At 71.3% G+C, this 23,395-nt stretch carries 1 protein-coding gene (running past one end of the window); it reads left to right on the top strand.

All coding sequences use genetic code 11. The annotated features are described in order from the left end of the window. Nucleotides 1-23,395, top strand: the 5' portion of a protein-coding gene (locus AB0H83_RS34340) for a tetratricopeptide repeat protein (protein WP_360102401.1). 17,273 nt of this gene lie beyond the right edge of the window; only the first 23,395 of its 40,668 coding nucleotides appear in the window; its start codon is at nucleotides 1-3; its stop codon lies beyond the right edge, outside the window.

Here is a 23,395-nt window from a genome sequence, read left to right on the forward strand (position 1 = left end):
GTGCTGACGCATTCAGCGGAGGATGAATGGTGGCCGGAAGGGCTGGACGAGCTGATGACGGAGGCGGCGCCGGCGCAGGTCGGCGTCGCCCCGCAGCCCGCCCAGAGCGCGTCAGTGCCACTGCGGGTCAGCGTCGATCCGGTCGAGGTGGAGCGTTGGTACCGGGTCCTGCTCGCCTGGGATGAGCTGATCGCCGGTCAGAACGGGTTGGATCAGAGGGTCACACAGTGGCGGGCAGAGCTGGCCTTGTCACACCTTCCCGAGGATCATGCCGCCGCGCTGATGGCGCAGCGGGTGGAGCAGTTGGCGGCGTGGGGAGGCCGGCTGGTTGGGCTCGCCGCCGCCGTGCCACGGTTCGAGGCGCGGGTGGCGCTGGCCCGTCAGGAGCTTCAAAACCTTGACCAGCAACGCAGGCAGACCGGTGGGGAGCTGACGCAGGTTCGCATGCCGACGGACGGACCCCATGTGCCGGCCGCGCCGATGGCTCTGTACTCCCTGGTCAGCGGGGTCGGGCTAGCCGAGACGTGGCTCGCCACCAACATGATTCTCCTTGCCTCCCACGTTTTCCGGCCTGATCTCAGCGTCGAAGAGCAGGCCGTGGAGTCGGAGTGGGTGATCGGGGAGAACGGCATCACCCCTTTGACTGCCGGGCTCGCCCGGCGCCTGCCGCCCTTCGTCCGCCCAGGAACATCCGACGGCACCGGGAACTTGTGCCTGCTTGACTCCGTTCGCCAGCTCATGGCCCACCTGGCACCTGAGCTGTACACGGGGCTGACGAACCATCAGTTCCTGGACCAGCTACGCTCCCGTCTCGGCCTCGATCACCCAGTGCTGGTCGATCTCCAACAAGGCCGGGGTGCGGACGCGTTGCAGGATCGCTTCCCCGACATGCTCGCCGAACATACCGGGTTCCGGCTGCAGCTCTTCGAACACGTCACCGTGCGCGACGGCGACCGGACCACGACGGGATGGGCGCGCAGCCGCGTGTACGGCAACACCGGGCCGCTGCTCACCATCGGCTATTGGCCGGGCCACTACATCCCCCTATTCATCGACGACGGAGACATCCGCGCCGTCATCGACGCGGCCGTTTCGGACACCACACCCAGCCCAAATACCCACCCGGCCAGCGATCCACAGGCCACCGGGCAGGCTGAGATCGCTCGACGTGATCTCAGCAGGCGATGGCAGCGCATGACCGACAACCACGAGTGGCGCTTGCGTCCACTCACGCTCGCCGAACGGGCGACTCGGGACGAGCCCGACGCGGATGCCCGCCAGACGGTGCTTGATCAGCTGGAGCGAGTTGCTTCCCCCTACATGGCCGGCCTGAGTGCGCTCAGGCGGGAACTACGGACGCGGACGATCGATGATTTCGTCCAGCGCCTCAGCGAGGACCGGCTGGACTGGCTCGCCGGTCGGCTCGACGACCTGGAGGAGGCCGCCGACCGCCTCGACGCGGAGGTGGCCCGCCTCCGAGGCGTCCCCGTACCCGACTTCGATGAGGAAAGAACCAACACCACACCCCATGACGAAGCGCTCGTGGTCCACCCAACCCGAGCGTCCGTCCTGAACGATCACGTGGACAACCAGCCCGACTGGCCACACGGAGCGCTCTGGTTCCACGTGCACCCGCAACGCACGGTCGTGACCGACACCTATCCGTACAACGGCACCGGCTTCGCCCGCGCAATCCCACTCGCCGCTGACGCACTCCTCATGCAAACCCTCGAGGCCGAATCGATCGGGCACGAGTGGGACGACGGGGTGACGGCGGACGAACTCACCGGCCACGACGGGCCGGTGAGGGCGCTGACCTGGTGGCAGCGACCCGACGGCCAGGTCATCCTCGCCAGCGCCAGCGACGACAGGACAGTGCGACGGTGGGACGGGAACACCGGCACCCAGATCGGGCTACCCCTCACCGGCCACGACGGCCCGGTGAGGGCGCTGACCTGGTGGCAGCGATTCGACGGCCAGGTCGTCCTCGCCAGCGCCGGCGAGGATGGGACGGTGCGACGGTGGGACGGGAACACCGGCACCCAGTTCGGGCGACCCCTCACCGGCCACACCGGCCCGGTGAGGGCGCTGACCTGGTGGCCGCGACCCGGCGGCCAGGTCGTCCTCGCCACCGCCAGCACCGACCAGACGGTGCGACTGTGGGACGGGGGTCTCGGCATCCCGATCGGGCAACCCCTCACCGGCCACGACGGCCCGGTGAGGGCGCTGACCTGGTGGCCGCGACCCGGCGGCCGGGTCGTCCTCGTCACCGCCAGCGACGACAGGACAGTGCGACTGTGGGACGGGAACACCGGCACCCAGTTCGGGCTACCCCTCACCGGCCACGACGGCCCGGTGAGGGTGCTGACCTGGTGGCAGCGACCCGACGGCAGGGTCGTCCTCGCCAGCGCCGGCGACGACGGGACGGTGCGACTGTGGGACGGGGACACCGGCAGCCCGATCGGGCAACCCCTCGCCCTCCACGACGGCCCGGTGACAGCGCTGACCTGGTGGCAGCAACCCGACGGCCAGGTCGTCCTCGCCACCGCCAGTGACGACCGGACGGTGCGGCTGTGGGACGGGGACACCGGCAGCCCGATCGGGCAACCCCTCACCGGCCACACCGGCTGGGTGACAGTGCTGACCTGGTGGCAGCAACCCGACGGCCGGGCCGTCCTCGCCACCGCCAGCAATGACGGGACGGTGCGACTGTGGGACGGGGACACCGGCAGCCCGATCGGGCAACCCCTCACCGGCCACACCGGCTGGGTGACAGTGCTGGCCTGGTGGCAGCAGCCCGGCGGCCAGGTCAGGCTCGCCACCATCAACAGCGGCGGGCCGGTGGAGTTCTGGCAGGACCATGGGGACCACTGGATGGCCAGAGACGGTGCGCAGCCCAACCCGGCCGACGAGGCGACGGCGGTCGAACTCATCGGCCACACCGACTGGGTGACAGCGCTGACCTGGTGGCAGCGACCCGACGGCCGGGTCGTCCTCGCCACCGCCAGCAACGACGGGACAGCGCGACTGTGGGACGGGGACACCGGCAGCCCGATCGGGCAACCCCTCACCGGCCACACCGGGCCGGTGACAGCGCTGACCTGGTGGCAGCAACCCGACGGCCAGGTCATCCTCGCCACCACCAGCCGCGACCGGACAGCGCGACTGTGGGACGGAAACACCGGCACCCAGATCGGGCTACCCCTCACCGGCCACACCCACTGGGTGACAGCGCTGACCTGGTGGCAGCGACCCGACGGCCGGGTCGTCCTCGCCACCACCAGCCTCGACGGGACGGTGCGACTGTGGGACGGGAACACCGGCACCCAGATCGGGCAACCCCTCGCCCTCCACGACGGCCAGGTGAGGGCGCTGACCTGGTGGCAGCAACCCGACGGCCAGGTCGTCCTCGCCACCGCCAGTGACGACCGGACGGTGCGACTGTGGGACGGGAACACCGGCAGCCCGATCGGGCAACCCCTCACCGGCCACACCGGCTGGGTGAGGGCGCTGACCTGGTGGCAGCAACCCGACGGCCAGGTCGTCCTCGCCACCGCCAGCAACGACGGGACGGTGCGACTGTGGGACGGGAACACCGGCAGCCCGATCGGGCAACCCCTCACCGGCCACACCGAGTGGGTGACAGTGCTGACCTGGTGGCAGCGACCCGACGGCCAGGTCATCCTCGCCAGCGCCGGCGACGACGGGACGGTGCGGCTGTGGGACGGGGACACCGGCAGCCCGATCGGGCAACCCCTCACCGGCCACACCGACCCGGTGAGGGCGCTGACCTGGTGGCAGCGACCCGACGGCCGGGTCATCCTCGCCACCGCCGGCACCGACGGGACGGTGCGGCTGTGGGACGGGGACACCGGCAGCCCGATCGGGCAACCCCTCACCGACCCCACCAGCTGGGTGACAGCGCTGACCTGGTGGCAGCGACCCGACCGCCGGGTCACACTCGCCGCCGCCACCCGCCGCGGGCCGGTGCGACTGTGGCAGGGCCATTGGGACCACTGGATGGCTGCCAGCGCCGACGAGCAGGCCGACGGTGCGCAGCCCAACCCGGCCGGTGAGGCGACGGCGGTCGAACTCATCGGCCACAGAAACCAGGTGACAGCGCTGACCTGGTGGCAGCAACCCGACGGCCGGGTCGTACTCGCCACCGCCAGCCACGACCGGACGGTGCGACTGTGGGACGGGGACACCGGCGCCCAGATCGGGCAACCCCTCACCGGCCACACCAACTGGGTGACAGCGCTGACCTGGTGGCAGCGACCCGACGGCCGGGTGGTCCTCGCCACCGTCAGCGACGACGGGACAGCGCGACTGTGGGACGGGGACACCGGTAGCCCGATCGGGCAACCCCTCACCGGCCACACCGAGTGGGTGAGGGCGCTGACCTGGTGGCAGCGACCCGACGGCCGGGTGGTCCTCGCCACCGTCAGCGACGACGGGACAGTGCGACTGTGGGACGGGGACACCGGTAGCCCGATCGGGCAACCCCTCACCGGCCACACCGACCCGGTGAGGGTGCTGACCTGGTGGCAGCGACCCGACGGCCGGGTCGTCCTCGCCACCGCCGGCTTCGACGTGACGGTGCGGCTGTGGGACGGGGACACCGGTAGCCCGATCGGGCAGCCCCTCATCGGCCACACCGGCTGGGTGACAGCGCTGACCTGGTGGCAGCGACCCGACGGCCGGGTCGTCCTCGCCACCGCCAGCCTCGACGGGACAGTGCGACTGTGGGACGGGGACACCGGCAGCCCGATCGGGCGACCCCTCACCGGCCACACCGACCCGGTGAGGGCGCTGACCTGGTGGCAGCGACCCGACGGCCAGGTCATCCTCGCCACCGCCAGTGACGACCGGACGGTGCGACTGTGGGACGGGGACACCGGCGCCCAGATCGGGCAGCCCTTCGCCCTCCACGACGGCCCGGTGACAGCGCTGACCTGGTGGCAGCAACCCGACGGCCGGGTCGTACTCGCCACCGCCAGTGACGACTGGGCGGTGCGGCTGTGGGACGGGAACACCGGCAGCCCGATCGGGCAACCCCTCACCGGCCACACCGGGCCGGTGACAGCGCTGACCTGGTGGCAGCGACCCGACCGCCGGGTCATACTCGCCGCCGCCACCCGCGGCGGGACGGTGCGACTGTGGCAGGGCCATGGGGACCACTGGATGGCTGCCAGCGCCGACGAGCAGGACGACGGTGCGCAGCCCAACCCGGCCGGTGAGGCGACGGCGGTCGAGGCTGACCAGGGCTCCCTTCTTGAGGAACTCGACGAGCCCCGCACACCGACACGCAGTCCCGCAGCCATGGCCGATCCCATCGACGGATTCTCCTTGTCCGAGGTGGGCTCGGACGTGTCGTCAGTGGTCGGTCGTGCGGCTTCGAATGAGGTCGAGCTGCTCCTGAGGGCGTTTGCACATCAGGCGAAGGCGTTACTGGGGTCATCAGTTGGGCCGTCCGACGATGACGTCCTGGCGGAACTCCAGCGCCTTGCGGCCTGGTGGGCGCAGGCAACAGGTCTCGACCGACCGGTGACAGTGCATTGGGCTGTTGAGAGCGATGATGGCCCGCCGCACGGGCGCATGGGTGACGACCCCGACGGCCCGGGCCTGCACACCGGTCCCGGCGACGGGTCGCGCGCAGCGCGAGGCCACCTCGAAGGATCCTCGATCTGGCTGGCCCACGACGGCGTGGCTGACCGTCGCCGACTGCTACTGACGTTGGTGCACGAACTCGTCCACGCACTGCAGTACGCGACCGTGGCTACGCCACCAGCCACCGATTCCATCTGGACGCACGCAGCGGATCGCTGGCGCACCTCGATGACCGGCGCGGGCGCACAGAGGGCAGCACATCTCCGCGACGCACACCGGCAAGCGGCCGGGAGAGGCCTCAACGCCCAGCTCGCCGCCTATGTCGCCTACTGGACCATCCCCCACGAGGCCGATGCCCGCATCTTCCAAATTCGGCTCGCTGAACTGCTGGATGACCAACTGACCACGCCGAACCCGCCGGACTTGCTCCATGCCGGAGTCGTGCCGACCCTGCGAGGTGGGGCAGGATCCCCGGACTCATCCGGTGCCGACGACTCCTCTTCCCACTCGTCCGACACGCAAGTCCCGAACAGCGAGGCCCGGCTGGGCGAGGCCGGGTTGTTTGCGCGGTATGACGAGGTGCTTGCCGGCATGCCGGTGCTGGCTCGTCCTGCGGCGGTCCGGTCCACGATGGACGAGTTGGTGGGGCTGGTCGATTTCGCCGGGTTCACCGACCGGAGTTCGCTGGTGTTCGACAACGATGAGGTCGGGCGCGGGCTGGCTGCGGTGCATGATGGTCTGGTCGGCCGTGCGGATGACGGTTCCCGGTCGGTGTTGGTGTCGTTGGTGAACGACGCGCTGGTCGCCGCGGCGGTCGTTAGGACGTTCTCGGCGGATGCCGGGCACGGGCGGGCGGAGTGGCGGTGGATCGCTCCGCTCAGTGTGGCCCGGCTCAGTGCGTTGCTTGACTTCGTGGCGGTGGAGCTGGCCGACGGCCGCGACCCTCTGGCGTCGCCTGAGTTGGCGGCGGTGGGGTATGTGCCGGACGAGTCGGTGGCCCGGCGGTGGGCCCGGCTCGGGTTGCTGAACCTGAGTCCCGTGTTGGCGGCGGGCATGCTGGCGCCGGGGAGCCTGTTCTCGGCGTTGCTGGACAGCCCGGTCCTGGCGGAGGCGTTGCTCGCGGCGGGTGGGATTCCGGCGCTGGAGGAGGCGTCGCTGTGGCGGCCGGTATTGGCCGGTCTGCCCACGGTGGCCGGGGTCGTCATGGTGGCGCGGCAACTGGCCCGGCAGATCGCCGCTCCGCTGGATGGGCCGGACCGCGGCGAGGATTTCGTTGTGGCGCCGCGGGTTGTGGCTGAGCTCGATGAGGTGGGCGCGGCGCTGGACCGGATCGAGGATGCGGCCCGGGAGATCATGGCGAGCCGCCGCGGCGTGCCGGCGTTTGAGGCGCTGGTGTCGTTGGGTGGTGAGGCGGCGCGGGTTCTGGACCGTCTGGCCGGGTTGATCGCGCTGCGTGAGGTACCGGCGCCGGGGGAGCGTCCGACCGGGCCGAATTCGGCACTCGCTGCGGCGATGAACGCGTCGCTGGCTGTGCCGACGCCGGGTGAGACAGTCGACCTGCGCTCATGGCTGGACGATGACGTGGCACTGGGGTGGTTGTGGGACGCGGTGGCGTATGAGGGTGGTGTGGTCGTCCGCGGCGGTGATGGTCTGGAGGTGGCCCTGCAGGCGGGCCACGGCCGGGGCGGGCGGGGGTTCCTTGCCACGGGTGCCCGCGAGGTGGCGAGCGAGTGGGTCGGGCTTGCCGATGCTGGAGAGTTCCTGAAGGCGCGGGGGCTCACCCAGGCCGGTCTGCCGGGCGCCGCGACCCGGGTGTATCGTCCGGCGCCGCGGGAGGCCCTGCGTCAGCTCGGGCGGCGTTACCGAAGGGGCGATCCTGACGCCGGGCTGACGGCGGGTGATCTGCGGGCTCTGGTCCTGCGACTGCTCGATCCCGAGCCGGGCCGGGCGGATCGCGCTGTGGTCCTGGCTCTGCTTGCGGGCATGGACGACATCACCCTGACCGGACTGGTCCAGGACGGTGAGGTGATGGCCGCCCTGCGGCGGGCCGAGGCCGACCCGGTGTTCCTCTACCGGCTGACCGAACTCGTCGACGACCGGTTCGTGGAGGGGCGGGCCGGCCTGCCCGGGGACGTCCGTCCGGTGGGGGTCAGGCCGGCCGCGGCGGCCGACCTGCTGCCGCACCTGTTGACCCTGCTCATCGGTGAGGAGAACGACCGGTTCGTCGACGACGTCCGAAGGCTGCCCGATCGTGAACGGGCTGTGGTCGGGCGGTGGTTGGCGGCCTGGCGCGCCCGGGCCGGCGCCGATGCCGGATACGTCGACATGGGAGGCGCCTGGGTCGGCGTGGATCGCATCGACCTGATCCTCGACGAGCTGCACCGGGACGTGGCGGCCGAGGCCGTCGAGGAAGGCGCGCTGGACCTGGCCGTCCGCCCGGGGGACGCGCTGCGGGACCGGCTGGCCCGCTCGATCGACGTTTCCTGGAGTGCCGGTCCGTCCGGCTTCCAGCCGCGCATCCACGGCGTCGACGCGGACTTCGAGACCCGGGTGGAAGCCGCCCTGCGAACGTACGTGTACGGCGGCCTGGCGGATGACGTCGCACGGTCGGAGGCTGAGCGCGCCGACCCGAACCTGGACCAGCACCGGCAGAGCGTACTGGAGCGTGCCGAGGGCATCGCCCAGGCCGCCGCCGGGTGGATCGACGAGGTGTTCGGGCGGCTCGCCACCGCACCGCGGCTGGTCGCCGACCGGCCGGGCGCACCGGGAACCCTGCACGACCTGTACCAGTTCGAACTGGCGCGGCGAGAAGGGCTGGACGCCACCCAGCGGCACGCAGAACTGGTGGAGGCACTGCTGTCCTACCGGTCGCATGCTGACGGGGTGGCGCGGGTCTTGGCCGAACACCACGCCCGCATCGAGTTCGATGCCGATCAGCGGCCGGTCAACGACGAGTCCCGGGCGATGCTCCTGGCGGTCGAGCGGCTCCTGCAGGACGAGAGGCTGGTCGAGCGGGTGCTGGCCGCCGAGCGTAGCTGGCCGGCCTACACCATCGACAAGCACGTGTACCTGCAACTGGTCGTGACTCATCCGGACACGCGACAACAGCGGATCTGGAACGTGGGGGTCAGCGGCATGCTGGTCCACGAACTGTTCCACGCGATGCAGTCCGCGCAGTACATGCGGTACTGGTCCTCGCTGCCCACCGAGTCGCACGCGCGGCAGGTGTTGAAGGAGGGCGTGGTCTCCTGGTTGACCCGCATCGTGTGGGTCGATGTCGAGCGCGCCCTTCTGCGCGGAGACCCGGACCTGCGCGTGACGGTCGAGGGAAGGGCCCTGGCCGCCGGTCCGGCGCTGGAGGAGGACGACCTCACGCTCGTCCGCCCTCGCGACTATCCCGAGATTCACGAGGTCCGTGCCCTCGAGGCGGTGGTGGGTACCGAGAACATCATCTGGGCGTTCCTTCGCGGCGACATCGCGTTGATCACCGGCCCGTTGACCGTGGCGCTGCTCGGCTCTCCGCGGGCACCACTGAACATCGGCGAACTGGACGCGGTGGCCGGCCACCTGCGTAGCCTGTCCTCAGGCCAGGGCCTGTGGATCAACGCGTATCTGGACAGCGACGCCCCGGCAGACGCGGTCGCCGACGTGATCAGCCGGCCGGGAGCGGAGACGCTGTCGGTGTTCCGGGGCGCGAGCCAGCCCGTGGCCCCGAACGGTCTCGCGACGTTCGACGACCTGAACCTGTGGGGTGGCGGAGGCACGCCGGACAGCGGGGCCGATGCGGACTCTGAAGTGAGGTCCGGTCCTTCCCCGGACGGGCTGGATCCGGTGTCGGTGGTGAACGGGACGGCTCGGCAGTTGGCGGAGTGGTCGCAGCATGATGATCTCGCCGCGGAGCAGTTCTGTGTGGTGGCGATGGCCGCTGCCCGGGAGGTCATGGCCCCCGACGGGCTGCGCGGCGGCGGGATCCGTGAGGACGGGGACGTCGGCGACGTGGTGTGGCGCGGTTGGGGCACGCCCGGAACGTGGCCACTGGTGAACGATTTCGCGGACATCCATCGGCTCATCGAGCAGCGGCCGGGCAGTTTCGGGTTCGTGATGCAGGCGTGGCCGGGCCGGATCGGGCACGCCTACGTGGTGCTGCACCACGACGGCGCGGCGCGCTGGATCGATCCGCGGCACTCGGGCGTGGGCGGCGTGCGCCTCCTGCCGCCCGGCCGCTGGCCGGCGGGTGCGCTGCTGGACGTCGCCGAGCACGGCGGTCCGGCCCGGGCCGCCGGAGCGCGGCAGTTCGACCTGCGGGCCCGGCTCTACGGCAGCGACCGGGCGCCGCTGCCGATCCCCGCGTCGATGACCGCCTCGCCCCCGTCACGCGACGTCGCCGCCCTCCTCGACCGCGGGCTGCACTACGAGGGCACCGGCAACGAGGACGAGCAACGCGACTTCGTCTTGCTCCTGGACACACCGCAGGGCCTGAGGCGCCCGCGCGCCCGCAAAGGCCAGCTGGCGGGGCGTCCCGATGGGCTGTTCTGGCTCGAGCACGAAAGCATCGACTTCTTCACCGGGCCTGAGGGGCGGTTCTACCGGACTCAGGGCTCCGCGAGGCAGGCGGGCGGCGAGGGCGCCAAGGTGACCGTGTCCGTCGTGGAACGTGTCAGCGGGGTCGCTCGCTCGCATGTGCACGAGGTGACCCGGCCCGAGCCGGGGCCGATCTACGACGCCTACGCGGAGATGACCCGCCGCACGGCCACGATCGGCCTGAGCGACAGGGTGTTGATGAGCCAGCTGTACGACGGCCTCGGCTTGAACTTCTCCAAGGTCGGAGACATGGCCCTGCTGGCGCGGGGTCCGGTCGGCCCGCTGCAGGGATCCCGGTTCCACTGGAGCGTCGGTGTGGTGCGCGGCGGCCTGCGACGGATCCTGGGCTACCTGGCGCCGCGGCTGTGGCGTGACGAGTCGCGGGGCATGCCCACCAAGACGAGCCTCGACGAGAGCCTGCGGTCGGGCGACAGCATCGCCACCGGCTACGAGGCGTGGAGCCGAAGCCGCGGAATCCAGCCCGGTGCCGATGCGCCGGACGCGGCCGTCGCCGCCGAGATGATCAGCGGGTACACCGCCTGGTTGATGCATCACACGTTCGCGCCGGCGTACGCGAAGGCAAAAGGATATCCGCGGGGTGCTCCCAAGCAGTTCGTGGCCTTCATCGCCCGCGGTTCCTTCGCCGGCATGCTGAAGGGCTACCCGCCACCCGTTCGCGCGTTCCTGGCCGAGCACGCCGACGCGATCTGGGAACGGTTCAAGGAGTCGGCCAACCGCACCATCAACCGGCTCACCACCGCCTCCGGCGGCCAGTTCGAGCTGACCGACGACACCACCATCGCCACGAGCCGCGGGGACACGGTTCGGTTGCGGGACTTCTTCATGAGCGGACTCCGGCAGGACGTCCCGCCCATGGAGCACAGGGTCTTCTTCGGGCCGATCACCAAGGTGCCGCCGGACATCGCGGGTGGGACGCTGCTGGAGGAGCACCTCGTCGGCGAGGCGCGGGGCGTCGGCCTGGAGTTCATGTCCGAGGCGGACGGCCGGGCGTTCCACCGGAGCCTGATCCAGATCAGCGCCGAGGAGTACGAGCGGGTGCTGATCGTCGCTCCCCGACAGCGGTACGCCGACAGTCGGGCCTGGCTCCAGGCGTGGTCGGAGCGGTCCGGAACACCGGCCGGCGTGGTCGAGTATCTCCAGGGTGCCCCCGGTGCGGCGCCCGCATTCGTCGATGAGCTGCACCAGGCGGCGCTGGCGCAGGGCCGGCCGGTGGTCGTCATCGCGGCCGATCCACAGCCGACGGCCGGTGACGCGGTCGTGCGGCGGGACATCGACGATGCGGTCGTGGCCCGCCTCGAGGCGCTGCTGGAGGAGCGCCCCGGTCTGGCCCGCAGCGCGCTGTTCGTCGTCGCCGGCTACCACCCGCGGGTGCACGAGCTGCGCCGGCAGCACCGGTTGTCGACGCTGTATCCACTGGCCGCGGCGGACGCCGAGAGCCCTGCCGGTAGTCACCGGGAGGGTCCTCCGCCCGTGGTCTCCGACGCGGACGGGCGAGGCCCCGTCGTCGCCGGCTACCACCGGCGGGTGCAGGAGCTGCGCCGGCAGCACTCCCCGCTGGCCGCGGCGGACGCCGGGAGCCCTGCCGGTCGTCACCGGGATGGTGCCCCGCTGGTGGTCACCGGCGTGGACGGGAGAGGCCCCGTCGTCGCCGGGCTCGGACTGCGGTTGGTCACCTTCGACAACGAGGTCGACGACTCGCTGGGTCCGGCGCTGGACGGACGCCTGCTGACGACGGCCCTGCGGCGGGTCGACGCCGTCGCCGAGACGGCGCTGGCGCAGGGGCCCGATTCCGCCTACGGGCCCGGTCCGGGGCTTTCCGCCGACTACACCGCGCCCGACGGCACGCGGTACCGCTGGAACCCCGGGGAGGGACGCTCCCCGTTGCCCGGCACGACGCCGCAGCAGGCCCCGCCCGCCGGTGGCGGGATCCCGGTTGACCTGGCCCGCTCGATGCGTCTGCTCGCGGAGGCGTTCGACGGTTACCGGAAGGCGTTGGGCAAGGAGCACCTGGCCACCCGGATGGCCCTGGGCAACCTCGATGCCGTCGTCGCAGCGGCATCGGCAGCGCCGGACGATGCGAGCACCCTCGCCGCAATGCGGTTCGTGGCCGACGTGCACCGCGAGGCAGGCGATCCGGACCGGGCCACCCCGCTGCTCGAGCGGGCGGCGGCCGGCTACCGGCGGCCGCTCGGCGGCGACCACCCGACGACCCAGCAGGTGCCCGATGACCTGAACCTGTGGGGCGGCGGAGGCACGTCGGACAGCGAGTCCTCCGCGGACTCCGAAGCGTTCGACGGCGGATCCCGGACGCACTCGGCTCCCGGCCCGTCGCAACGGCTGGCGGATCCGGTGCAGGCGCAGCCGCGGCGGGGGGTGTGGCCGCCGTACACGGTGGGGGTGTTCGCCGATGGCTCCTACGCGGCGGCGAAGCCGGTGCCGGCCGGCGCGAACGGCCGGCCGGGGTTCACCGGGTTCCTCATCTACGGCCCGGACGGCACGCCGCGTGGCCGCTACGAGGCGTCCACCTATGAGGAGGGCGACTACGTCGCGACGGACAACCTGCACAACCTCTCGGACGTACCGGGCGCCCTGGACCTGACCACGTTCTTCGCGACCGAGCACAGCGACAAGCCGTTCTTCCAGTCGATGGACGTGATCAACGCGAAGGTGCAGCGGATCCGCGGCGGGGACTACCGGATGACGCTGCTGCCGGCGTCGTCGGCGCAGGTGCACTTCTACCGGGCGCCGCGGGAGGCGGTCAACCAGATCGCCCGGCAGCGGTTGGAGGCGCTGGGGTGGACGCTGGCGCCCGACGGCGGCACCGCGACGACGCCGCCGTTCGGCCCGCTCCGGGACGCAGACGGGCGGCCGCTGGAGCCGGCGGTCGGCGGGGACGTCCTGTCGCCAGCCGAGGTGCGGTACTTCTACGAGTTGGCCAAGAGCGTCGGTTGGACCTCGGCGACCAATCTGTTCGGACAGGCGTGGCACCAGGTGCAGAAAGAGCGCGGCCTGCGCACGGAGGCGGACAAGGCCCGTGAGTTCGTGCAGCACGTGGTCGACACCGGCGGGGAGGTCCGCCGCGACCTGATGCTGGACGGCTACCGCGTGTACCGCGCCACGGTGAACGGACAGGTCGTCACGGTGCGGGCCAGGGTGGAGCCGGACGCGGCCGGCGGGCGCCGGGTCGTGGCGGCGCGGCGGCCGACGCCGCTGGACCAGAAGCTGGAGCGGTTCCGCGGCGAGGACATCCTGGCCGACCTGGACCGTTTCGGGTGGCCGGTGCGGATCAGCCACGACAGCAGGTTCGAGGAGCACACCGCCGAGGGCGGAACCCCGCAGGTCCACATCGACCCCTTCGACGGCAGCTCGTGGGACGTGCTGGTGCGGGCCCACGGGACGCTGCGCGACATCACCGCTGCGGAGGACACCGCCCCGGCCGGACCAAGCTCGAACCGGGTCGTGACCCCGGACGACGGTCTCGCGACGTTCGACGACCTGAACCTGCGGGGCGGCGGGGGCGCGTCGGACAGCGAGCCCTACACGGACTCGGAGGAGTCCGGCGGCGAGTCCTCTGTGTACGGACAGGACGCACCGATGGCGGACGCGCCGGCGTGGGTGTCCGATCCGGCCGCCGGCCGGCTGCTGTCCCGCTACGGCGACGTCATGGCGGCGATGGGAATCCTGCGACTGCCGGAGCACCAGCTGTCGTCCATAGTCGACAGCTTGTGGTCACTGGCCGATGGTGGCGTCCTGGCCGATCGAGTCTCCGAGGTGCTGGACAACGACGAGATCGGGCACGGCCTGGAGCTGGTGGCGCAAGCGTTGGCCGCGGCCGCCGGTGTGGACGTGCCGGAGCTGGTGGCGCTGCTCAACGACGCGTTGATCGCGGCGGCGCTGGTGCCGACCCGGTCGACGGGGACTCCGGACGGCAGGGTCGCGCGGCATGCCGTCGAGCCGATGAGTGTGGCCCGGCTGAGCGTGTTGCTGGACCACGTCGCGGCGGTCCTGGCCGACGGCGCGGATCCGCTGGCGACACCAGAGCTGGCCGCCATCGGCTATGACCGTGGCGAACCACTGACGATGCGGTGGGCGCGGCTGGGCCTGTTGAACCTCGCCCCGGCCGTCGCGGCGGAGATGCTCGAGCCGGGCTCGCTCTTCTCGGCGTTCCTGCACAGCCCGTTGCTGGCCGAGGCGTTGTTCGCGGCGGCCGGGTCGCCGATGGTCACCGATTTCGGCCGGGTGCCCGAGGTGCCGCTGCCGTTGCCGGTGCTGGCGGGCCTGCCCACGGTGGCGGGCCTGATGGCCGTCGCCCGGGGTCTGGCCCGCCGCGCCGAGGCCGGTCTCGACGAGCTCGGGCCGATGATCCGGGCCAACATCGAGCCGTGGGCCCGGTCACGGACGGCCGCCGCGACGTCCACATTGGACAGCATTGAGGCCGAGGCTCGTGACCTGATCGGGACCGGAGCTGGCGCCGATGTGGTCCGGACGCTGCGGTCCATGAGTGCCAGAGCGACCCGGGCACTGTACGGCGTTTCCACACTCATCGCGTTGCGCCGCGCGGATCCGGCCCCGGCCGACGAGCGTGCCATCGCACCGGCGCGTCGGTGGTGGCTATCGGCCCGTCGACCGGCCCCGGACTCATCGGTTTTCGGCGCCGCGATCAGCGAGCTGCTGGCCGTGCCGGTGCTGAGCGGGGCGGCGGACCTGCGTCCGTGGTTGGTCCACGAGCTCGGCCTGAGTTGGCTGTGGGACGCGGTGGCGAATCAGGGCGGTGCGCTGCTGTTCGGTCCGGACGCCGCGATGCTGATGGTGCACGCCGAAAGCGACCACGGCCATCGACGGTTCCTGCTCACCGGGCCCAGCCAGGCGGCGGGCACTCAAGTGGAGCTGTCGGAAATCGGCCGGTACCTGAGCCATCATGAATTTACGCATGCTGATTTTTGGGCGTATGGATCCCGGGCGGTCCGGCCAGTGCCCCTTGCCGTGCTGCGAAATCTTGCGCTGCGGTACCGGCGTGGGGATCCGGACGTCGCGCTGCCGGCCGGCGACGTGCGGGTGCTGGTGCTGCGCCTGGTCGGAGCCGGGTCCACCCCGTCGGAGCAGCTGGCCGCGATCGCGCTCCTCGGCGCCGTGGACGACCCGACGCTGATCACGCTGCTCCGTGACGGCGAGATCATGGCAGCGCTGGGCGAGCTGACCGACCACGACGTGATTCGGTCGTTCATGGCGCTGGCGGGGCGTCGCTTCGAGGGCGGCGCCGCGGTCGTCAATTCGGGCAACTTCCGGCCGCGCGGCATCGCTCGGCCGGGCGCTGCGGACCTGCGTGCGCTGACCGTGAACCTGGCGGCAGGTGCGATCGACGCCGTTGTCGCGGAAGTCCGGCCGCTGTCTCCGCGCGAGCGGGCGGTCGCCGTGCGTTGGCTGGAGTCGCTGCGTGCTCGTGTGGCCGAGCCGGACCGCACGCATGTCGACTTCGGCGTCGGCCTGTCCGTCGCGGTCGAAGACGTGGACCGGGTTCTCGACGAGCTGTACCGCGACCTGGACGGAGGGGTGGTCGCGGCCACGCTACCAAAGCTCACGTTCGCGCCCTCTGCTTCCCAGGGCCTCCGGCTCGCCACGGTGCTCGGCCTGACGGCCGCGCCGGCCACGGCACCCGCCGCGCCGTCGAGCGAAACCGTCTCCGAGGGTTTCGTCGACCGGCTGCCCGGCGAGGCAGAGGATTTCGAGTCCAAGTACGAGCGGACGCTGTTGACGAATCTGTGGCGACGATGGAATTCCCGCGGCCGCGCCGCCGACCAGCAGCACCGCGAGGCGGCTAACGCCGACCGGCTCCAGCGCGAGTTGGAGCACTACGAGGCCATCGCACGGCTCGCCGCGCGATACATCGACCAAGTGTTCGGCAGACTCGCCCGAGCGCCGCAACTGACAGCCGACCGGCCGGGGCGGCGCGGCGATCTGCACAACGGTTGGTTCGCGATGATGGCCAGGCAGACAGCGGTGACCGAGTCAACGCGCCGGAACGTTGTTGTGAATGCGCTCTGGGGCTACAGGTCGAATTCCGTTGATCTGATCGACCTGCTCCGCGCCCACCACGCGAAGCCGCGCTTCAGCCGTTCGACGTCGGACGGTAGCCAGATTCCAGCCAACGCCGAGGCCGAAGCGATGACGCGCGTGATCGATCGCCTCGTCCAGCGTTCAGACGTCGTCGAGGCGGTTCTGGCCATCGAGCGCAGCTGGTCGGCCGTGACCATACAAAGGGAGGTCTACCTTTCCGTCCTGGTCCCCGACGCTGACGGCCGCGTCAACCAGCTCACGCGATGGACCACCGCGTTCACCCTGGTCCACGAGCTGTTCCACGTCATGGAGCACCCGGACTACGGGGCTTACTATTCGCAGCTGCCGGGCGCGTCGCGGGCCACACAGGTGCTGGCTGAGGGCGTGCCTACGTTGCTGAGCCGGATCGTCTACGCCCTCCTCGAGGCCGACTTCCTGAGCAGCGATCCTGATGCACGAGCAATCGTCGAGGGTGACGATGCGAACCTGCTGCCCCTGACCGCCGGGGACCTGGGGCGCGTCAGGGGGCAGGACTACGAGGAGGTCCACGAGGCCCGCCGACTGGCTGCTGTGGTCGGCGAAGAGAACATGACGGCGGCCTTCCTGCTCGGTGACGTCAACAAGATGCTCGGCCCCTTGACGCTGGCAGTGCTGGGCTCACCTCGGGCACCGCTGTCGACGGCGAGCGCGTCCACCGTGGTCGATCGGCTCGCCGCTCTCCCCGCCCAGCAGCGCAGGCGCGTGCTGGTGAGCGCCTACCTCGCGCCGGACACGCCGGTGGACCAGATCGACGAACTGCTCCGCCGGCCGGGGGCGGAGTCGCTGTCGGTCTTCACCTCCTCCGAGCCGGCCGCCCCGGCGCTGCCCGTGATCGAGGCGCCGGCGCTACCGGACCCGGGTCGCGCTATGCAGGCCGGACCGGAACCGGACGCGTCAAGCTTGCCGGTGCTGTCGGTGCCGGTGCCGGTGGCGGATCCGGCGGTCGGTGGGCGCCCGTCCGGGCCGAATGCGGGAACCCCGGCGGACGAAGTGGCGGCGGCGGCCGGGAGTGTGCGGGACTGGCGGGATCGGTTGGCCGGTCAGGTACGGCAGGAAGCGGCGCGGCTGGACGATGGTGGCGACCGTGTCCTCGCGGCGTGGAACGGGTTCAGCGCGGGCGTCGACGCATTGTCGACCCAAGTCGAGCAGATGCTGGCCGGGGCTGTCGGGGTGGCGGCGGTGCGGGCGTTGTTGGGCTCGTTGTGGACGCCGTACTGGGTGGTGACGGACCGGCTGGGCGGCCGGGGAGATTCCCTGCCGTCGTGGGGTGAGCTGTCCGGCCGGGCGCCACGAGTGGCGGGGCTGGGGCGGGACCAGTGGGGGTTGGGCGGCCCGGAGTTGACGCAATGGTTCCGGAGCGAGCTGGAGCGGGTGGCGCGGCGGTCGTGGGATCAGGCGGCGGGGCTCGCCGGTGACTGGAACGACTGGGTGTCGGGGTTGGGGCCGGCCCAGGACTGGCAGGGGGTGTTCGAGCGGGGGTCCGGGTTCGTCGAGACGGCGCGGAGGTTGGCCGGACGCAGGTCCGGCGACGGCGTGGACCGCCCGGGCGAAAGCGCGGTCAACATGGATCCGGTCGTGTATCGGGCCCAGATTGAGGAGAGCTCACCGCCGAGCGAGGCATCACCGGGGGCGCAGCCGCCCCGCTTCGACGAGCACTCACCTCTCAGTGCAGAGCCGCTCACGACGGACACCACCGCCACCGCCACCGTCACCGAGCCGCCGACCGACGGCGTCATACCGCCGCTGCGACGGCGACGGACCGACGGCGTCATACCGCCGCCGCGACGGCGGCCGACCGGCAGCGGCATACCGCCGCTGCGACGGCGGCAGACCGACATCTTGCAGCCGCTGCAAAGGCGGCCGTCACGCCTTCGGCTGGACGTCCAGCGGGTCGAGCATGATCTGCGCGAAAGTCTCGACCCCAATGATCATCAGGCGCTGCTGGATGCGGCCGGCGCGGCGAAGGAGCGGGCCGCCGAGACGCTGGTGGTACTGAGCCAGGTGGTCAAACACGTCGATCCGACCAGCAAAGGGCTGAAGTTGGTCGGCACCCAGCACCGGGCCAAGACCGTGGAGTCCTTGGCGCGCAAGTTCCAGGACCGGAAGCTGAGTGAGGGCATCGACGTGCGGTCGTTCCTCGCCCAGAACACGGACACCGTCCGGTTCGCGGTACAGGTGGATCCCGCGAAGTACGGCTCTACGGTCCGAGCTGTGCTGACTCGCCTGGTGGAGCGGCACAAGTACCAGGTACGTGAAACGGACATCGCGAACTTCTGGCGGCCCGGCAACCGATGGCACGGGCTTACCGTGACCATGCGGGATCCCGGGGGCAACCTGCTGGAGCTGGAGTTCCCGACCGAGCTGTCGTGGCAGGTCACCAAGGAGGCGAGGCCGGACTACGCGGTCGTACGGCTGGGGACGACCCCGATGGCCATGCGGGTGGACTCCTACCTGCGGCTGATCCGGCGGAACCGGGACCACGGTCTGGACGGCAGGCTCCCACAGGAGCTCGACCAGCTCCCCCTGAGCCGGGACGAGGGCTTCGCGCAGCTCGTCAGGGCGCGGGCCGCGGAGTGGCAGCAGTATCTCACCGATCTGGAACGTGAGGGCCGGACCTTCGCGGATGTCGTTCACGATCACGGCCTGCGGCTGGAGAACCTCCCGGGACAGGAGGAACTCGAGCTGCGAGACCGACCCCACCACCTGCTCCCCACGCCGGGTCGATTCCGCCTGACCGGCCCCACGAGGGCTCAGGGCAGCCTCAGGTCGACGATCCGTCGGCGGGTCACCGACCCGGGTGCCCCGAAGACCCCGGGAAGCAGTCTGCCTCTTGACCCGGCACCCGCGCGGCCGCGTGCGCGAAAAGGGCTCCTGACGCCCGAACCGAAGGGGCCGGAGTCCGTCCGGCGCAGCGCCGATGGGACCTCGGCGGAGCCGTTCGTCACCGACAAACGGGACTTCGGCTCGGCGGTGCGGCCCGCGCTGGAGAGCTTGGGACGGCGTGGGCCCAGCCGGCCCGGCAACCTGTGGCAGCGGCTGCGGGCAATCCTGAGCGAGGTCGCCGGGCACCGCCTCACGACGGTGGACGAATTCGGCGCGGAAGGAGATTGGCGCGGCAACGCCGGCGAACGTGGTCGGGCACCAGGCGACGTCGCCGCTCTGCCGGCAGATACGCCGCGGGACGGTGCGGCCGCGTCGGCCGAGGAAACCCGGCTGCGGCCCGAGGACCGGGCCTTCCTCGTGGGCGAGGGAAATCATCTGCTCGCCGCGCTGGTCCACACCGACCTCGACGACATCGAATGGCGGGTCGCGTGGGGAGACGCCGCCCAGGCCGAGCTGACCCGCCTGCGCGACGAGCGGGCCGGATCCCGGCGCGCGGTCAGCACGACGGCGCTCACCAACGTCGTGACGGAGCTGCGCGAGCACCTTCTGGCCGGCATCGACCGGCTCCCTGCCAGGGACCTGGCCGCTTTCCGGTCCATCGGGAGCTCATACCTGGCGACCGTCCCGCCCGGGGACGACGCCGCCCTGCGCACCAAGCTGGGTGACCTGCTGCGGCCGGATGCCGAACACGACCACTCGAAGGTGGGACCGATGCTGATCGGTGCCCTCCTCGACCGGTCCGTCCTGGTGGACGACGGTACGCATGCCACGTTGCTTCCCCGGGCCGGGTCGACCGGCACTCCGATCCGGCTCTACCGCCGCGTCCAGACCGGCTCCGGCCACGCCGAGTTCCACTCCTTTCTCGCCCAACCGGCGTCAGGGCCGCAGGGGGTTCCGGCCGAGCTCCCCGCCAAGGACCCCGGCAAGGCCCCGGCCGCGCCGCCACCCGAGGAGCCGGGCGTCGTCAACGACCCGCCCATCACACTGCGGTTCCGCCCCCTCAGCTATCGGGCCGTCGAGGCGACCGACGACGAGGTGGACACGATCGCCGCCGAGCTGGCCAGGCGGGTCGCCCGGATGGCAGCCAACCGGCCCCCCGAGGGAGCCCCCGTCGTCGTCACCGTCGAGGGCTACGGCTACGGCTACGGCGTCACGGTCGGCCGTCGCGGCGTTCCGCGCGTCATGTCGGCGAACGCGCTGGGGCGGCGCCGGGCCGAACTGGTGGCCACGCGCCTGGAACCGCTGGTCCAGACGCACCTGGTCAACACCATGGGCGACGACATGCCGATGTTCATCTTCCGGCACCGGGCCAGGACCGTCCGGGACGGCGGCGGGGACGCAGACCGCCGCGCGGTGACGGTCCGCGTCGACATCGCCGACTCGTGGGACCGCGACCGCGGAACGCTGAACGAGCTCCCGGCGGTCCCTGCCGCCTCCCCGGTCGGCACGGGCGAACTGGAACAGATCGCGTACGCCGCGGGGATCCCGGCCCACGCGCTGCCCGCTCTCGCCGACCTCGTCGCCCGGCTCAGACAGCTCGCCGAGGACCACGGTGTCGCGCAGACGGCGGAGGCCTGGGACCAGCTCCCCGGGTTCATCGTCAACAACTACCGACACCTGGTCGGCGATGGGATGGTCGCCTTCCTCGGCCACCTCGAGGTACTCCTCCGGCTCGAACTGACAAACCCCCGGCGTGAGTCCGCGCCGCCCAAGCCGGCGGACGCATCGGACAAGGGGCGAAACGCGACGGCCGAGGAGGGCCTGGACGTCCCCCAGCAGGTCACCGGCCGGGCCCGGCACGTGCGCGCCAACGAGACGATCCACGGCACGTTCCAGGTCGGCGCGCACAGCGAGGGCCACGCCGGGCCGACCGGCTGGTTCCGCTTCGGCAGCTCGGTCGGGTTCTCCTTCGGGGTCGCCCGCGAGTTCATGTCGGTGCGGCTCGGGGTGGCCATGAAGTTCCTCCGGAACCTCGTCAACCGTTCGACGGGCACGGTCCGGGACGCGGAGGTGGGCCGGGTGGAGGACACCCGCGAGGACGCCGCCCTGGTGTCCGCCGCCGCGAGGTACCACCTGCGGGTCCGTACGCGCGCCGGGCAGACCTGGGACGAGATCACCCCGGAGGTCATCACCACCGAGGAACGGCTGACCCTGTCGCTGCCGGAGAAGTACCTGACCCGCGGCGAGCCCGGGCTGGCCGCCCGACTCGCCGCCGCGGTCCGGCCGAACCAGTCGGTTCCCATCAACGCCCATCGGCGAATCCCGAAGGTCTTCTACGCCTCGGGCCTGACGAGCCTGCACCTGCTCGCCGACGACATCATCAGGCAACTGGAGAACGAACGCGGGCCGATCCCGCTGGGCCACCCCCTGCGGGCCACCGTGTGGCACCGGGTGTCCAATCTCGACACGCACCTGGACAAGGCGGTGAACCGGCATCGCGGGTACGAGTTCACGCTGGTGGAGGCCGGGCGGATCATCGCCAACGTCCGGATACGGACCCGCCGCAGCCAGGACGTCCCGGCGCAACCGGTGAGTGCCCCGAGCGACAAGGCACACGTCGAGGAGGTCCGCACCGCCATTTCCGGCACGACCGCCGGGACGTCGATCACCAACGAGGACGCGGCCGAGCCGAGCCTCGAGTTCGTCTTCGCCAAGGTCCCGTTCCTCAGGTTCGGTTTGAAGCTGCCCTACGCGCGCTGGACCTGGACCGATCGGGACGGCAGCTCCTCCGGACGGCTCGGTCTCTGGGTCCACGTGTCGAGGTACGCCAGCTTCACCTCCGCGTACCGGATGGCGTTCGAGCACCAGGCGACCGTGCAGGTCCGCCGGCACCGCAACGTGCTCACCAAGGTCCGGGACGCCACCGGAACGGTCGTGCGGCCGCGGACCCGGCTCGGCGGCCGGGGCGGAGACTACCGGCCGAGGACCGTGCTCGGCCGGGCGATGGTCCGGGTCCCCACGGCCGACGCCGTCGCGTACTCCATCGAGCCGCCGACCGCGCCGGACGTGGTGCCGCCGAAGGTCGCCCCGACGACGTTCGGCACCACGTCGCCGCCGGCCGTGCCCCATCACGCGCGCAAGGGCCGCGGCATCGGCATGGGCCTCGTCGACGTCGACGCGGAGCTCATCGACAGGCTGGTCGACCGGATCGAACGGGAACTGGACAGGTACGGCTACGTGGTCCGCGACCCCGACGATCCGTTCAAGCGGCACGCACTGTTCAGCCGCAAGCGGGACAGCCAGGTCAACAACGGCGTGGCACTGCGCAAGCTCCTCTCCGACGCGGCCATCCGGTCGAACTTCGACGGCATCCACCAGGACGGGTTCTCGTTCACGCTCCGCAAGCGACACACGGGCTGGTTCACCAACTTCCGCGTGCGTTCGGCCCGGGTGACGATCACCGCGAGAACGCCGCGGGACGAGGGCACGACGGCGCTCAAGGATCCGACCGCCAACCCGCGGTTCACCAAGGAACGGCACATCGTCAACCTCGAGATGGGGCTCGACTTCGCCGGTTCGTCGGCCGGCGGCGGCAAGGGGTTCGCCACCGGCATGAAGCTGCGCTTCATGCCGGCGCAAACCGGCAAGCAGCTCCAAGGTGCCGCCATCGGCGTCGAGTACGACCGGGGCGTCAGCGGCGAAGAGTCGGTCAACCACGTCAGCAACATGCCCCGGCTCATGGAGTACCAGGGCGTGCTCACCGAGTTCGACCTGACGACCAACTACGAGGTGGTCATCCATCACGACCAGCGGCGGTCATGGTGGCGGTTCGTCAAGAGACTCTCCAACCGTTCGGGGCTCGACCGGCGCCTCCCGCACCCGCTGCCCCCGATCCCGAGCACGGCGACCGTCCGCGTGGTGCCGGCCTTCAACACGAAGCCGTCCCACGACGTCGCGACGGCGCAGACGGTGCCCGGGCGCACCGACACACCGGTCACGGTCTTCGACCACGCCGCGGTGTCCTACCTGGACGTCACCGGGCTGTTGCCGACGGCGCGCGGCCGGATGGGGGGCATGGCGCAGACCGGCGGCACCGCGGACGAGGAGATCTCCACCTTCCTCAACCAGGCTCAGGTCGTGGCCCACTTCCCCGAGGTGGTCGGGGGACGCTACACCACCGATACGTTCTTCAAGTCGAGGTTCTTCCGGGACAAGCACCAGATCGTGTCGCTGAAGGCCAACGTCGGCGCGTCACAGTTCGTCGGCG

Origin of the sequence: Dactylosporangium sp. NPDC050688 (genome assembly GCF_040654515.1) — a bacterium.
In the GTDB taxonomy this organism is placed as follows: domain Bacteria; phylum Actinomycetota; class Actinomycetes; order Mycobacteriales; family Micromonosporaceae; genus Dactylosporangium.